Here is a 14,205-nt window from a genome sequence, read left to right as displayed (position 1 = left end):
CCCGCAAGCCCCGCACCCACCGACCGTTACCAGGTCGATTCCTCCTACGCCGTACTGCGCCTGTGCATCACCATGGTCCTCATGATCGTGGGCGCCAGCGGCATGTACGTGATGGCGGTGGTGCTGCCGGCAGTGCAGGCGCATTTCCAGGTAGATCGCGGACTGGCCTCCATGCCCTATACCCTCACCATGCTGGGTGTGGGCGTCGGCGGCCTCTTCATGGGCCGCATGGCCGACCGCTACGGCATCATGCGCCCGCTGCTGCTGGGCGGGGCCTGCCTGGGCGCAGGCTTCATCGCGGCCGCGCTGGCGCCCAACATCTGGTGCTTCATGGCCGCCCATTGCCTGCTGATCGGCTTGCTGGGCACCGCCTGTACCTTCTCGCCGCTGGTGGCCGATACCTCGCTGTGGTTCCGCAAGCGGCGCGGCATCGCCGTGGCGGTGTGCGCCAGCGGCAACTACCTGGGCGGCGCACTGTGGCCGCCCATCATCCAGCACTTCGTCGACAGCGTCGGCTGGCAGCACACCTACATCGGCATGGGCATCGCCTGCAGCCTCATCATGTGCAGCCTGGCCCTGCTCATGCGCGCCCGGCCGCCGCTGCAGGACAGCGGCCCGGCCAGCACCCGCGCCGGCGGCGGCCCGCGCCCCTTCGGCCTGGCACCGGGCTCCGCCCAGCTGCTGCTGTGCGTGGCCGGTGTGGCCTGTTGCGTGGCCATGGCCATGCCCCAGGTCCACATCGTGGCCTACTGCGGCGACCTCGGCTACGGCCCGGCACGCGGCGCCCAGATGCTCTCGCTGATGCTGGCCTGTGGCGTGGTCAGCCGCCTGGTCTCCGGCGCCATCTGCGACCGCATCGGCGGCCTGCGCACGCTGCTGCTGGGCTCGGCCCTGCAGGGCCTGTCGCTGCTGCTGTTCATCCCCTTCGACAGCCTGGCCTCGCTCTATCTCATCTCGGCCCTGTTCGGGCTGTTCCAGGGCGGCATCGTGCCGTCCTACGCCATCATCGTGCGCGAATACTTCCCTGCGGCCGAAGCCGGCCAGCGCGTGGGCGCCGTCATCATGGCCACCATGTTCGGCATGGCGCTGGGCGGCTGGATGTCGGGCAAGATCTTCGACCTCACCGGCAACTACCATGCAGCCTTCGCCAATGGCATCGCCTGGAACCTGCTGAACCTGGCCGTGGCGCTGCTGCTCCTGAGCCGCGTGCGCGGCATGCGCCTGCGGGCCGCCTGAGGGAAAAGGGGACGAGCGCGCAACGGCAGATGCGGCCGTGGTTGGCAGCGTAGCGGCTTTCAGCTACGCTGCCGGGTCAACCTTCAATGCCGATTATTCGCCGTTTATTCCTGATTGCGCCATGTTCATCCTTTTCCTCAAGGCGGTCGTCCTGATCCCGGTCACGCTCTTGCCCATTCTCAATCCCCTGGGCATCGCGCCGGTCTTCGCCAACCTGCTGGGCAACGTCAGCCGCAGCACCGAAAAGCGCATTGCGCGCCAGGTCGCCATCAATTGCTGGTTCATGCTGGTGGCGGCTATCTTCATCGGTTCGCACGTGCTGACCTTCTTCGGCATCTCGCTGCCCATCGTGCGTGTGGGCGGGGGCCTGCTGGTGGCGGTCTCAGGCTGGAAACTGCTCAACGACAACAGCCAGGACAGCTCCATCCCCACCCAAGTGGCCAAGACCTATGACGAAGACCTGCCCGACGAAGAAATCAAGGCGCGCAGCTTCTATCCGATGAGCTTCCCCCTGACCGTCGGCCCCGGCACCATCGCCGCGTCCATCACGCTGGGTGCCAATACGCCGACGCGCCTGCTGGACTGGGTGATCTCTGTCGGCAGTGCCGCCCTGGGTGCCGCGCTCACGGCGCTGGTGATCTTCCTTTGCTACAACTATGCCCACAAGCTGGTGAACCTGATGGGGCGGCTGGGCACCATGGTGGTGTTGCGCCTGTCGGCTTTCATCCTGCTGTGTATCGGGATCCAGATCTTCTGGTCGGGGATGTCGGCGCTGCTGGCCGAGGCGGGGATCAGCGGCGTGGCGCCGTGACGGGGTGGGAGGAATTTCAGGAAATCTGAAGCGGGATAGTTAGTTGCAATATGGAAATAACCAACTATTTCAGCCAGCCCAGCTCATCCAGTGCATCCTGCACCAGCTCCAGCCGCAATAGCGGATTGTCCAGCGCCAGCAGGCTCTGCTTGAGGTTCACGGAGATGGGCATCATCTCTGCCCAGCGGTTGGCCACCCAGCCGCAATCGTCCAGCCGGTAAGGCGCAGCGATGGGCACTTCGCTATCCGGCAGGCCCTGGCGCCGTACCGATTGCAGCAGGTTGTCCAGCGCCTGCGAGGTATTGCGCAGCTCTTCAGGGATCGTCACGGCACGGTCCGCTTCCATCATCTCCACCTGCGCGGTCCATAGTCCATGTTTCTGCTGTTCGGCCTGCAGGATGCGGAAACGCTCGCCGCCCAGGCAGGCGATGCGCATGAGGCCGGGGGAGGGCGTGCTCCATTCCTGGATGCGCGCCAGCGTGCCCACACCGACGAAGCGTTCGCTCTGGCCGGGCCGCCGTACCTCCGACCCTTCCGTCAGCGCCACCACGCCGAAGCTGCTGCCCTCGGCGATGCACTTGCCGATCATGTCCAGGTAACGCACCTCGAAGATCTGCAGTGGCAGCCGCCCTTCCGGGAAGAGCGTGCTGGCCAGCGGAAACAGCGGGATGGTCTGGGCCGAGATCGGCGGGCGCGGGGTAGCGGGGGCGGCGGGCATGGTCACTCCTGGCAGCGGTCACTCACGAACGCAGAGCATACCGGTTCTCGGCCACGCATTCATAGCGCTGCACGATGTAGCCGTTGTCGTCCACGCTTTCCAGATAGACGTCGAACTGCCACAACCGCGCCATGTGGCGCAGCACCTCGTTGGTACTGTCGCCCAGCGAGCGGCCGTCACTGCGGAAGTGGCGCAGCGTCAGGCTGCGGTTGCCGCGCGTGTTGACCGACCAGACCTGGATGTTGGGTTCGCGGTGGTTGATGTCGTACTGCCGGGACAGCGCCTGGCGCACGTACTGGAAGCCGCGTTCGTTGTGGATGGCCGAGACCTCGATCTCGCTGCGCGCCTCGTCATCGAGCACGGCAAACATGCGCATGTCGCGCATGAGCTTGGGCGAGAGATATTGCGCGATGAAACTCTCGTCCTTGTAGTTGCGCATCACGTACTGCAAGGTATCGAGCCAGTTGCGCCCGGCGATGTCGGGGAACCACTCGCGGTCTTCATTGGTAGGGTTCTCGCAGATGCGGCGGATGTCGCTCATCATCGAGAAGCCCAGTGCATACGGATTGATGCCGTTGTAATACGGCTTGGTGATGGGCGGCTGGAACACCACATTGCTGTGCGAATGCAGGAATTCCATCATGAAACCATCGGTCAGGCGGCCCTGGTCATACAGCGTATTCAACAGCGTGTAATGCCAGAAGGTGGCCCAGCCTTCGTTCATCACCTGGGTCTGGCGCTGGGGATAGAAATACTGGCCGACCTTGCGCACGATGCGGATCACCTCGCGTTCCCACGGCTCCAGCAGGGGCGCATTCTTCTCGGCGAAATACAGCAGGTTCTCCTGTGGCTCGGACGGGAAGCGGCCTTCCACGGCTGCAGCGGCCGTTTCCTTCTTGGCCGGCAGGGTACGCCACAGTTCATTGACCTGTGATTGCATGTAGGCCTCGCGCTCACGCTGGCGCGCCTTCTCCTGCGCCAGCGACAGGCGTTGCGGACGCTTGTAGCGGTCTACGCCGTAGTTCATCAGCGCATGGCAGGAGTCCAGCAATTCTTCCACGCGTTCGAAGCCATGCCGCTCTTCGCACTCGGCGATGTAATTGCGCGCATACACCAGATAATCAATGATGGCGCTGGCATCCGTCCACAACTGGAACAGGTAATTGCCCTTGAAGAAGGAGTTGTGCCCATAGGCTGCATGGGCGATGACCAGGGCCTGCATGGTCATCGTGTTCTCTTCCATCAGGTAGGCGATGCAGGGGTCCGAGTTGATCACGATCTCATAGGCCAGGCCCATCTGCCCGCGCTTGTAATCGCGTTCGGTGAGCATGAAATGCTTGCCGTAGGACCAGTGGCGATAGTTGACCGGCATGCCGTGCGAGGCATAGGCATCCATCATCTGCTCGGCCGAGATGATCTCCAGCTGGATGGGATAGATGTCCAGCTCGTACCCCTTGGCCACGCGTGCGATTTCCTCGTTGTAGCGCTCGATGAGATCAAAGCTCCAGTCCGAGGGGCAAGGCAGCGGGTCATGCTTGAAGCGGCTGTTCATGCGTGCACCTGCTTTTCAAAGAGTTCGCGGAAGACCGGGTAGATCTCGGCGGCCGATTGCACCTTCTTCATGGCGAAGTGCGGATGCGATTCGATCAGCTGCATGTACTCGGTCCACAGGTTCTGTTCCGGCTCGGCTACCTGGATGTAGGCGAAGTAGCGCGTCAGCGGCAGGATCGAGGACTCCAATAGTTCACGGCACTTGGGAGAATCGTCGTTCCAGTTGTCGCCGTCCGAGGCTTGCGCGCCATAGATGTTCCACTCGCTGGGCGAATAGCGTTTGGTGATGATGTCGTGCATCAGCTCCAGCGCGCTGGAGACCACCGTGCCGCCGCTTTCCTGCGAATGGAAGAAAGTGTTTTCATCGACTTCATCGGCGCGGGTGTGATGGCGGATGAAGACCACTTCGATGTGTTCGTAATTGCGCGTGAGGAAGAGATACAGCAGGATGAAGAAGCGCTTCGACAGATCCTTGCGCTGCTCATCCATCGAGCCCGACACGTCCATCACGCAGAACATCACGGCGCGGCTGGAGGGTTGCGGCTGGCGCACCCTGTTCACATAGCGCAGGTCGAAGGGGTCGATGAAGGGGATGCGCAGGATGCGGGCGCGTAAATGCTTCACTTCCTCTTCCAGCAACGGGATGTCGGCGCTGTGCTCCTCGGGTTTGCGCTTCATCTCGGCCAGGGTTTCCTCGGCCACGTCGAGCTGGCGCTGCAGCGGCCCGCCCAGGGCGATGCGGCGGCCCAGCGAGGAACGCAGCGAGCGCACCACGTCGATGTTGTTGGGCGAACCGTCGACCGAATAACCGGCCCGCTGGTTCTTCCAGTTCGGTACCTGCAGCAGGTTGGTTTCCACCAGGCGCGGCAGTTCCAGGTCCTCGAAGAAGTAATGCATGAATTCTTCGCGGGTCAGTTCGAAGGTGAAATCGTCCTGTCCTTCGCCGTCGTTGCTGGCACTGCTGCCGCCACCACCGCCGCTGCCGCCGTTCTGGCGCGGGATGCGGTCACCCTGCAGGTAATCCTGGTTGCCCGGATGCACGGCTTCGCGCTTGCCGCCCTTGCCGTGATGGAAGAAGGGCTCCGAGACATCCTTGCGCGGGATGCTGATGCTCTTCGATTTTTCGAGATCGGTAATGCTGCGGTCGCGCACGGCGTCCGCCACCGAACGTTGGATATGCCCCTTGAAGCGCCGCAGGAAGCGCTCCCGGTTGGCGATGCTCTTGTTCTTGCCAGCCAGCCTGCGGTCGATGATCTGATGCAGCACTCGGTTCTCCTGCTAGTGGTCGGCGGTGCGCCAGGCGCACGGCGCCGAAGGGTCGCCGCGCGCATCGCCACGCATGCAGCGGGCGATGCGCAACAGCGGCGCTTACGAGGACTTGCGCACGCGCAGGTACCATTCGCACAGCAGGCGCACCTGCTTGGGCGTGTATCCCTTGCTGACCATGCGATTGACGAAGTCTTCGTGTTTCTGCATTTCCTCGGTGGAGCCCTTGGCGTTGAAGGAAATCACCGGCAACAGGTCTTCGGTATTGGAGAACATCTTCTTCTCGATCACCACGCGCAGTTTTTCGTAACTGGTCCACAGCGGATTCTTGCCACCGTTGTTGACCCGTGCGCGCAGCACGAAGTTGACGATCTCGTTGCGGAAGTCCTTGGGATTGCTGATGCCGGCCGGCTTCTCGATCTTCTCCAGTTCCGCATTCAGGGCCGCGCGGTCGAAGCTCTCGCCGGTATCGTGATCGCGGTATTCCTGGTCCTGGATCCAGAAGTCGGCATAGGTCACGTAACGGTCGAAGACGTTCTGGCCATATTCCGAATACGATTCCAGGTACGCGGTCTGGATTTCCTTGCCGATGAATTCGGCGTAGCGCGAGGCCAGCGTGTCCTTCACGAAGGAGAGATATTTCTGCTCGGTCTCCTGCGGGAATTGTTCGCGTTCGATCTGCTGTTCCAGCACGTACATCAGGTGCACCGGGTTGGCCGCTACCTCGGTGGTATCAAAGTTGAACACGCGCGAAAGAATCTTGAAGGCGAAGCGCGTGGAGATGCCGTTCATGCCCTCATCGACACCGGCATAGTCGCGATATTCCTGATAGGACTTGGCTTTCGGATCGGTATCCTTCAGGTTCTCGCCGTCATAGACCTGCATCTTGGAGAAGAGGCTGGAGTTTTCCGGTTCCTTCAGGCGCGTCAGTACCGAGAACTGCGCCATCATCTTCAGCGTACCCGGTGCGCACGTGGCCTTGCCGAGCGAAGAGCTGCGGATCAGCTTCTCGTAGATCTTGATTTCTTCGGACACGCGCAGGCAATACGGCACCTTGACGATGAAGATGCGGTCCAGCAGCGCTTCATTGTTCTTGTTGTTGCGGAAGGCCTTCCATTCCGATTCGTTGGAGTGGGCCAGGATGACACCATCGAAGGGGATCGCACCAAAACCTTCGGTGCCCTTGAAGTTGCCTTCCTGCGTGGCCGTCAACAGCGGGTGCAGCACCTTGATGGGGGCCTTGAACATTTCCACGAATTCCAGCAGGCCCTGGTTGGACAGGCACAGGCCGCCCGAGTAGCTGTAGGCGTCGGCATCGTCCTGCGAATACTGTTCCAGCTTGCGGATGTCCACCTTGCCGACCAGGGTGGAAATGTCCTGGTTGTTTTCATCACCCGGCTCGGTCTTGGAAATGCCGATCTGGCGCAGGATGGACGGATAGCGCTTGACCACGCGGAACTGGCGGATGTCGCCGTTGTACTCGTGCAGGCGCTTGACGGCCCAGGGGCTCAGGATGGGTTTGAGATAGCGGCGCGGGATGCCGTACTGCTCTTCGAGGATGGGGCCGTCTTCGTCGTAATCGAACAGGCCCAGCGGGGATTCATTGACCGGCGAACCCTTGATGGAATAGAAGGGCACCTGCTCCATGAGCTGCTTCAAGCGCTCGGCAATGGAGGACTTGCCGCCACCGACCGGGCCCAGCAGATAAAGGATCTGCTTCTTCTCTTCCAGACCTTGCGCGGCATGGCGGAAATACGAAACCACCTGCTCGATCACTTCTTCCGCGCCATAGAATTCCTTGAAGGCGGGATAGACCTTGATGACCTTGTTGGCAAAGATGCGCGAGAGGCGCGGATCTTCCCGGGTGTCGACCTTCTCCGGTTCGCCGATGGCCATCAGCATCCGTTCGGCAGCCGATGCATAGACTGCCGGGTCGTTCTTGCAAAGATTCAGATACTCTTCAAGCGATAATTCTTCTTCTCTGGTCTTGTCGAACCGGCTTGCAAAGCTGCTGTAGATATCCATACCACCTCCGTCGCTCTCAAAAAAGTACGAAACAGATTCATATGTCTGGACTTGCCATCTGCGGTTATCGAAGAACGCGTCGGTGACTCTGTATTGCGTCATTGCCGGTGTGTTCTTTGAAAGCCGTAGCTTCTACAGCGTGATGCGAAGATCTTTTCAGATCGTGGTTTTATTCTATTCCTTTTTTTGCATCCGCTTGTTGATCCCTATGGTGCAGATTCATTCACCAAGCGCTGGATTTTCTTTGCACTTTCCCGCGCATTGGGGTGAAGCGTTGATCCCCTTGCGTGTGCAGGGATATTCGCTGCTTCATTCACATCATGCTCTTTCAATGTGCGGATTGCTTCAGCGGTTGACCTCACGGTGCGCTATTTTCGCGCAGCGCGCCATCGTGAAAACCCTGATAGCCGGCGGGAGGGAACAGGCGGACAATGCCGCTCGGGCGGTTGCGCAGGCCAGCGCGGCGATTGGCTGGCGATGCTGCCGGTCTCCTCCTGCCGGTGCAATGCGTTCCTGCCTGCACACCGGTCTCTTTGCTTCATCTCCCTTATAGCTGGAATCGTGCCAGGCATGTTTGTCATATTGCAGGGTGCAGCTTGCATGACGCATCTTTTTTGTAACAGGACGATTGGGCTCTCCCTCTGTTGCTGATCTGCCTCATTCGCCTCCCATGGACAGTCCCGGCGCACCGATGTCCAGCCGCGCTGGAAAAATGCTTTAGATGATTTACGGATTTGTTCATGCGTGTGGCGCATGGGGTGTCTGCGTTTTCTTCATGCTGTGAGCCCATCGGGTGAATCTTTTACCGGATCCGGGGTGATGTCCTGCAAGCAACTTCATATCGTGGTTTTTGCTGCTCGGGTGGTGGCCGGAAAGAGGGGATCCCGGGCGAATGCGGCAATTCCACCACGCCTTGGCCCCGAACCCGGCCGTCGATGGGGCCGGGGAGGGCGTAAAAGCGCATAAGTCATTGACAGCTAAGTAGAAAATGCAGTCTAATTCAGGGTTCACCATCTGAAGAATTGCGCGCGGTGCCGACGCAGTGCTGTTTCAGTTGTCCACCGGTCGATTACCCAGTGATCACACCGGGAGGCGGCAGAGGCCAACAGAGTTAATGGTGTCAGCGATGCAGGGGCTGCCGGCTCATACAGGCGGCAGGGCATCGGTGATGCGGAACAGGCACACCGAAAGCGGTTCCAGAATTCCGATTTATTTTTGCTGTTTGCTCCAAGGCAGCCCAACTTAGCGAGTCCAACATGAAACGTACTTACCAACCTTCCGTCGTGCGTCGCAAGCGTACCCATGGTTTCCGTGCCCGTATGGCCACCCGTGGCGGCCGTGCCGTGATCAACGCCCGCCGCGCCAAGGGCCGCAAGCGTCTGGCTGCAGTTTAAGCCGGGGCTTTGCGCTGCCGTTTCGTGTGACGGACGTCCGTACACCGCTTCCAGCACGTCAAGCAGGCGACTTCCCACGCGATCGGCGAATCGTTAAAACGGATGAGTTTTCATCCGTTTTTCGTTTGCGCCCCGTGTATCGTACCGAGCATTTCGTGTTGTACGCACGCCGCAACAGCCTGCCGCAAGCCCGTCTGGGCGTGGTGGCGGCCAAGCGGCTGGCGCCTCGTGCGGTCACCCGCAACACGATCAAGCGGGCCACGCGCGAGCTGTTTCGCCAGGCTGAACTGCCTGCCGTGGACTGCATCGTGCGCCTGTCGCGCCCGGTCAATACCAGGAAGGATCCTGCCCGCAGCGCGTCCGTCAAGGCCACGCTGCGCGCCGAACTGATGCAATTGTTCGCCTTCCTGCCGAGCGCCCCCGCGTTCGCCAGGAAATAGCCAGGAAAACAGGAAGTGATGAAGACCCCTCTGCTCCTGCTGTTACGTGCCTACAAGCTGGGAGTGAGCCCTTTCCTGGGGCAGAATTGCCGTTTCTATCCCAGCTGTTCCGACTACGCTGCCGAGGCGGTCCGTCTGCATGGCGCGCTCAAGGGCAGCCTGCTGGCCGGCAAGCGCCTGTGCAAATGCCATCCCTGGCATGCCGGCGGGCTCGATTTCGTGCCCGGCTCGGCCGAGGCGCAAGCCCAGGCGCAGGCGAACAGCCCGTCTTCTTCCGTCGTTCCCGATTCCCCGACCACTGCGCTGCCGTCTTCGGTCGCGCGGCTGTCTCCCCCTGTGGCCGCTGACGGTTGCAGCCACTCCTGAACTCATCAATACGCATATGGATATCAAACGTACCGTCCTGTGGGTTGTATTCTCCTTCTCCCTGCTGCTGCTGTGGGATGGCTGGATGCGCCATAACGGACATCAGTCGATGTTCTTCCCGTCGGCCAACCCGACTCAGGAGCAAGCCGCCGCCAATCCGGCCGCACCCACCGCCAGCCCGACCGGCTCCCCCGTGCCGCAGGCCGGTACGCCCGCACCGGCACCTGGCGCGGTCCCCGGCGCTGACGTGGCTGCCGCCACCAAGGGCGAAACCATCACCATCACCACGGACCTGGTCAAGGCCAGCATCGATACCGTGGGCGGTGAGTTGAAGCGCCTGGAACTGTTGAAGCAACCCGACGTGGTCGACCCGACCAAGAATGTCGTGCTGTTCGATTCCGAACCCGGCCACATGTACCTGGCGGAGTCGGGCCTGATCGGCGGTCCCTTCCCCAACCACAAGACCATCTTCACCGCACAGCCCGGCGCCCGTTCGCTGGACAACGGCAATGAAGTGCAACTGGTGCTGGTGGCAGAGCAGGGCGGCGTGAAGCTGACCAAGACCTACACCTTCAAGCGCGACAGCTACCTGATCGACGTCAAGCACACCGTGACCAACACCACGGGTGCGGCGATCAACCCGTCGCTGTACCTGCAGCTGGTGCGCGACGGCAACAAGCCGGGCGGCGAATCGCACTTCTACAGCACCTTCACCGGTCCTGCCGTCTACAGCAGCACCGAGCACTTCGAGAAGCTGGACTTCGAGAAGATCGCCAACGGCAAGCAGCAGCACGTCAACAAGGCGGACAATGGCTGGATCGCCATGGTGCAGCACTACTTCGTCTCGGCCTTCATCCCGCCGCAGAACGCGCAGCGCGACATCTTCAGCAAGAAGGTCGGCGACAACCTGTACGCGGTCGGTTCCATCCTGCCGCTGGGCAGCGTGGCACCGAATGCCAGCGTGACCATGGACAGCCAGCTGTATTCCGGCCCCACCGTCTCCAAGACCCTGCAAGCGATTGCCCCGGGCCTGGACCTGGTGCGTGACTACGGCCACCTGACCGTGATCGCCGAGCCGATCTTCTGGCTGATGACCCACATCCACAACCTGGTGGGCAACTGGGGCTGGACCATCATCCTGCTGACCGTGCTGATCAAGCTGGTGTTCTTCCCGCTGTCGGCGGCCAGCTATCGCAGCATGGCCAAGATGAAGGCGGTCTCGCCCAAGATGCAAGCCATCCGCGAACGCCACAAGGGCGACCCGCAGGCCATGAATCGCGAGATGATGGCGCTCTACAAGACCGAGAAGATCAATCCGCTGGGTGGCTGCCTGCCCATCGTGATCCAGATCCCGGTGTTCATTGCGCTGTATTCGGTGCTGCTGGCCTCGGTGGAAATGCGCGGCGCCCCGTGGCTGGGCTGGGTGCATGACCTGACCGCCCCGGACCGCCTGTTCGGTACCATCCCGTACTTCAACATGCCCATCGGTTTGCTGCCGATCATCATGGCCGCTTCGATGTTCCTGCAGACCAAGCTGAACCCGACGCCGCCGGATCCGGTCCAGGCCAAGGTGATGATGTTCATGCCGCTGGTGTTCTCGTTCATGTTCTTCTTCTTCCCGTCCGGCCTGGTGCTGTACTGGGTGACGAACAACATCCTGTCGATCGCGCAGCAATGGGTGATCACCCGCAACATCGAGAGCGGCAAGACCAAGTAATCCGGTTCTTGCAGGCCATCAAAGGAAAAACCCGTGGAATCCACGGGTTTTTTTTCGGTCGTAGAACGCAAGCAGGGTTAACATGGCTTTACGCTGTTGCTCCGAGGGGGATGCAGCGGCGGGCTCACATCAACACAACAACAAGTATTCGCAGATGACTTTCGATTCTTCTCCCATTGCCGCCATCGCCACTGCACCCGGACGCGGGGGCATTGGCGTGGTCCGCATCTCAGGCAAGAACCTGGCCCCGGTGATCCGCGCCGTCTGCGGCCGCGACAGCCTGGCACCGCGTCACGCCACCTACCTGCCCTTCCTCAACGAGGATGGCAGCCCGATCGACCAGGGCCTGGCGATCCACTTCCCGGCGCCGCATTCCTATACCGGCGAGGACGTGCTCGAACTGCAGGGCCACGGTGGCCCGGTGGTGATGCAGATGCTGCTGGCGCGCTGCGTGCAGGCGGGCAACGAGATCGGCCTGCGCCTGGCCGAGCCGGGTGAATTCACCCAGCGCGCCTTCCTGAACGACAAGATCGACCTGGCCCAGGCCGAGGCCGTGGCCGACCTGATCGAGGCCACCACCGAAGCGGCGGCCAAGTCGGCTTCCGAATCGCTCTCGGGGGCCTTCTCCAAGGTGATCCACGAGCTGGTGGACCAGGTCACGCGCCTGCGCATGCTGGTGGAAGCGACGCTGGACTTCCCCGAGGAAGAAATCGATTTCCTGAAGCAGAGCGACGCACGCGGCCAGCTGGCCACCATCCGCAGCACGCTGGAAGAGGTGTTCAAGCATGCCGCGCAAGGGGCCTTGCTGCGTGATGGCCTCAATGCGGTGCTGGCTGGCAAGCCCAACGTGGGCAAGTCTTCGCTGTTGAACGTGCTGGCCGGATCGGATGTGGCCATCGTCACGCCGATCGCCGGTACCACCCGCGACAAGGTGACGCAGACGATACAGATTGAAGGCATGCCGCTCAACATCATCGATACGGCCGGCATTCGCGAGGCGGGCGAAGATGGCAGCGGCCCGGATGAGGTCGAGCGCATCGGCATCGAGCGCACTTGGGCCGAGGTGGCCAAGGCGGACGTGATCCTGCACATGCTGGATGCGGACCGTGGCCCGACGCTGGAAGATGAAAAGATCACCGCGCGCTTCCCCGAGGGTGTGCCCATCATCCGCATCTGGAACAAGATCGACCGTTCGGGCCACAAGCCGGCCGTCGATCCGATGCCCGACGCCACGCACGTCTATCTGTCGGCCGCCGAGGGGCAGGGCGTGGACCTGCTGCGTGCGGAACTGCTGCGCATTGCCGGCTGGCAGCAGACGGTGGAATCGCGTTATCTCGCGCGCGAGCGGCATTTGCTGGCGCTCAAGGCGGCCGATGAGCATCTGGCCCATGCAGCGGCGCACGCGGCGTTGGACAATGAGGCCGGCGAACATGCGCTGGATCTGTTTGCGGAGGAGCTTCGATTGGCGCAGGAACGCTTGTCCAGCATCACGGGCAAGTTCACGCCGGATGATTTGCTGGGGGTGATCTTTTCGCGGTTCTGTATCGGGAAATGAGCCGGGGCGGCGCAAAGCCGCGTCGGCCATGGATGGCAGGGGAAACACCATTCCTGACAGTTTCCCCACAGTCCACTGCACAATTGCAACGGATGTTACAGCGTGTAAAAACGTTGGAGGCGCGCGAGGGCCATCGTTATTCTGAAGTTCCTCCCCCTCCAATTCATCACCCCTGAGAATTGGATTTAACCCGCCGCCGCAAGGTGCGCGGGTTTTTTATGGCCGCGTGGCTGGCTCTGCAGGAAAGGTGCTGCGCTGCTAAGATGCCTGCTGCCTGAATTCATCCACCCTCATCACCATAGGAAAAAAGCATGTCCGCCAATCCGCGCAACGCCGACTATCCCATCGATCCGCAATTCCTGAACCGCTGGTCCCCGCGCGCCTACAACGGTGCCGAGATCTCCGAAGAAACCGTCCTGACCTTCCTCGAAGCTGCCCGCTGGGCACCGTCGGCTTACAACGCCCAGCCCTGGCGCTTCGTCTATGCACGCCGTGGCACGCCCGCGTGGGACAGCCTGCTGGGCCTGTTGAATGAATTCAACCGTTCCTGGTGCGCCAATGCCTCGGCCCTGATCGTGGTGCTGTCGCGTACCGTGATGGTGCCGCCGGGTGCGACCGAGGCGGTGCCTGCCCCGACCCATTCCTTCGACACCGGTTCGGCCTGGGGCTATCTGGCGCTGCAGGCGTCGTTGTCCGGCTGGCATGCGCACGGCATGGCCGGTTTCGACAAGGACAAGGCACGTACCGAGCTGAACGTACCGGCCGAGTTCTCGGTGGAGGCGATGGTGGTGGTGGGCAAGCTGGGTGACAAGTCCATCCTGCCGGAAGGCCTGCAGGCACGTGAGGTGCCGAGCCCGCGTGAGCCGCTGTCCAAGCTGGCGTTTGAGGGCAAGTTCAAGGCTTGATGCCGGCCCGTAAAATATTTCGCAATTATTTTTAAAAAGGGCTGGCGTTTTTAAAAAGCCTCTCCTATAATAGCGATCTTTCAGCAAGCAACGACAGCTGAAACGGTTTTAGGAGTGGTAGTTCAGTTGGTTAGAATACCGGCCTGTCACGCCGGGGGTCGCGGGTTCGAGCCCCGTCCGCTCCGCCAAATAAAACGCCTCATTCGAAAGAATGGGGCGTT

General features: G+C 61.5%; 13 protein-coding genes and 1 tRNA gene. 10 read left to right on the top strand and 4 right to left on the bottom strand.

The annotated features are described in order from the left end of the window. Both FYB76_RS23375 and FYB76_RS23370 read left to right on the top strand, forming a co-directional pair. Positions 1 to 1,236: MFS transporter (locus FYB76_RS23375; protein ID WP_229297073.1), on the top strand; the 1,236-nt coding region annotated here is incomplete at its 5' end. Between the two features lie 121 nt (positions 1,237 to 1,357). Then, positions 1,358 to 2,047: a MarC family protein gene (locus FYB76_RS23370; protein WP_088755115.1), complete on the top strand. Its 690-nt coding sequence runs from the start codon at positions 1,358 to 1,360 to the stop codon at positions 2,045 to 2,047. A gap of 64 nt (positions 2,048 to 2,111) precedes the next feature. Here the strand turns inward: FYB76_RS23370 and FYB76_RS23365 are convergent, their stop codons facing one another. From FYB76_RS23365 to FYB76_RS23350, 4 genes are all read right to left on the bottom strand, one after another. Continuing rightward, complete coding sequence (locus tag FYB76_RS23365; RefSeq protein ID WP_154135218.1) at positions 2,112 to 2,765, bottom strand: LON peptidase substrate-binding domain-containing protein; 654 nt, start codon at positions 2,763 to 2,765, stop codon at positions 2,112 to 2,114. Positions 2,766 to 2,787: 22 nt separating this feature from the next. Next, entirely contained in the window at positions 2,788 to 4,317 is a 1,530-nt protein-coding gene (locus FYB76_RS23360) for a SpoVR family protein (protein WP_008332933.1), read from the bottom strand. Then, a complete protein-coding gene (locus FYB76_RS23355) occupies positions 4,314 to 5,582 on the bottom strand; it encodes a YeaH/YhbH family protein (RefSeq protein WP_034336397.1) in 1,269 nt (422 codons plus the stop codon). The genes FYB76_RS23360 and FYB76_RS23355 overlap by 4 nt, the downstream gene beginning before the upstream one ends. A gap of 102 nt (positions 5,583 to 5,684) precedes the next feature. Next, positions 5,685 to 7,607, bottom strand: coding sequence for a PrkA family serine protein kinase (locus tag FYB76_RS23350; RefSeq protein WP_013236263.1), 1,923 nt, complete (start codon positions 7,605 to 7,607; stop codon positions 5,685 to 5,687). Between the two features lie 82 nt (positions 7,608 to 7,689). On the opposite strand from FYB76_RS23350, the gene FYB76_RS26730 reads away from it, so the two are divergent. From FYB76_RS26730 to FYB76_RS23315, 8 genes are all read left to right on the top strand, one after another. Beyond that, complete coding sequence (locus FYB76_RS26730; RefSeq protein WP_195724707.1) at positions 7,690 to 8,160, top strand: hypothetical protein; 471 nt, start codon at positions 7,690 to 7,692, stop codon at positions 8,158 to 8,160. 703 nt (positions 8,161 to 8,863) lie between these two features. Next, the gene (gene rpmH, locus FYB76_RS23345) at positions 8,864 to 9,001 is read left to right on the top strand and encodes a 50S ribosomal protein L34 (protein WP_006461360.1); all 138 of its coding nucleotides are present in this window, start codon (positions 8,864 to 8,866) and stop codon (positions 8,999 to 9,001) included. Positions 9,002 to 9,027: 26 nt separating this feature from the next. After that, the gene (gene rnpA, locus FYB76_RS23340) at positions 9,028 to 9,441 is read left to right on the top strand and encodes a ribonuclease P protein component (protein ID WP_088755113.1); all 414 of its coding nucleotides are present in this window, start codon (positions 9,028 to 9,030) and stop codon (positions 9,439 to 9,441) included. Positions 9,442 to 9,459: 18 nt separating this feature from the next. Then, positions 9,460 to 9,807: a membrane protein insertion efficiency factor YidD gene (yidD, locus tag FYB76_RS27145; protein WP_088755112.1), complete on the top strand. Its 348-nt coding sequence runs from the start codon at positions 9,460 to 9,462 to the stop codon at positions 9,805 to 9,807. A gap of 16 nt (positions 9,808 to 9,823) precedes the next feature. After that, complete coding sequence (gene yidC / locus FYB76_RS23330; protein ID WP_088755111.1) at positions 9,824 to 11,524, top strand: membrane protein insertase YidC; 1,701 nt, start codon at positions 9,824 to 9,826, stop codon at positions 11,522 to 11,524. Positions 11,525 to 11,678: 154 nt separating this feature from the next. After that, a complete protein-coding gene (gene mnmE, locus FYB76_RS23325) occupies positions 11,679 to 13,079 on the top strand; it encodes a tRNA uridine-5-carboxymethylaminomethyl(34) synthesis GTPase MnmE (protein WP_088755110.1) in 1,401 nt (466 codons plus the stop codon). 311 nt (positions 13,080 to 13,390) lie between these two features. Beyond that, entirely contained in the window at positions 13,391 to 13,984 is a 594-nt protein-coding gene (locus FYB76_RS23320) for a nitroreductase family protein (protein ID WP_154135216.1), read from the top strand. Between the two features lie 111 nt (positions 13,985 to 14,095). Next, positions 14,096 to 14,172 (top strand) — tRNA-Asp (locus tag FYB76_RS23315). Positions 14,173 to 14,205: the final 33 nt, after the last annotated feature.

The sequence above is a fragment of the Herbaspirillum sp. CAH-3 genome (assembly GCF_009668275.1).
GTDB classification, from domain to species: Bacteria; Pseudomonadota; Gammaproteobacteria; order Burkholderiales; family Burkholderiaceae_D; genus Herbaspirillum; species Herbaspirillum aquaticum.
The sequence above is the reverse complement of the archived record's forward strand: the minus strand, read 5'-3'. Positions and strand labels throughout refer to the sequence as shown.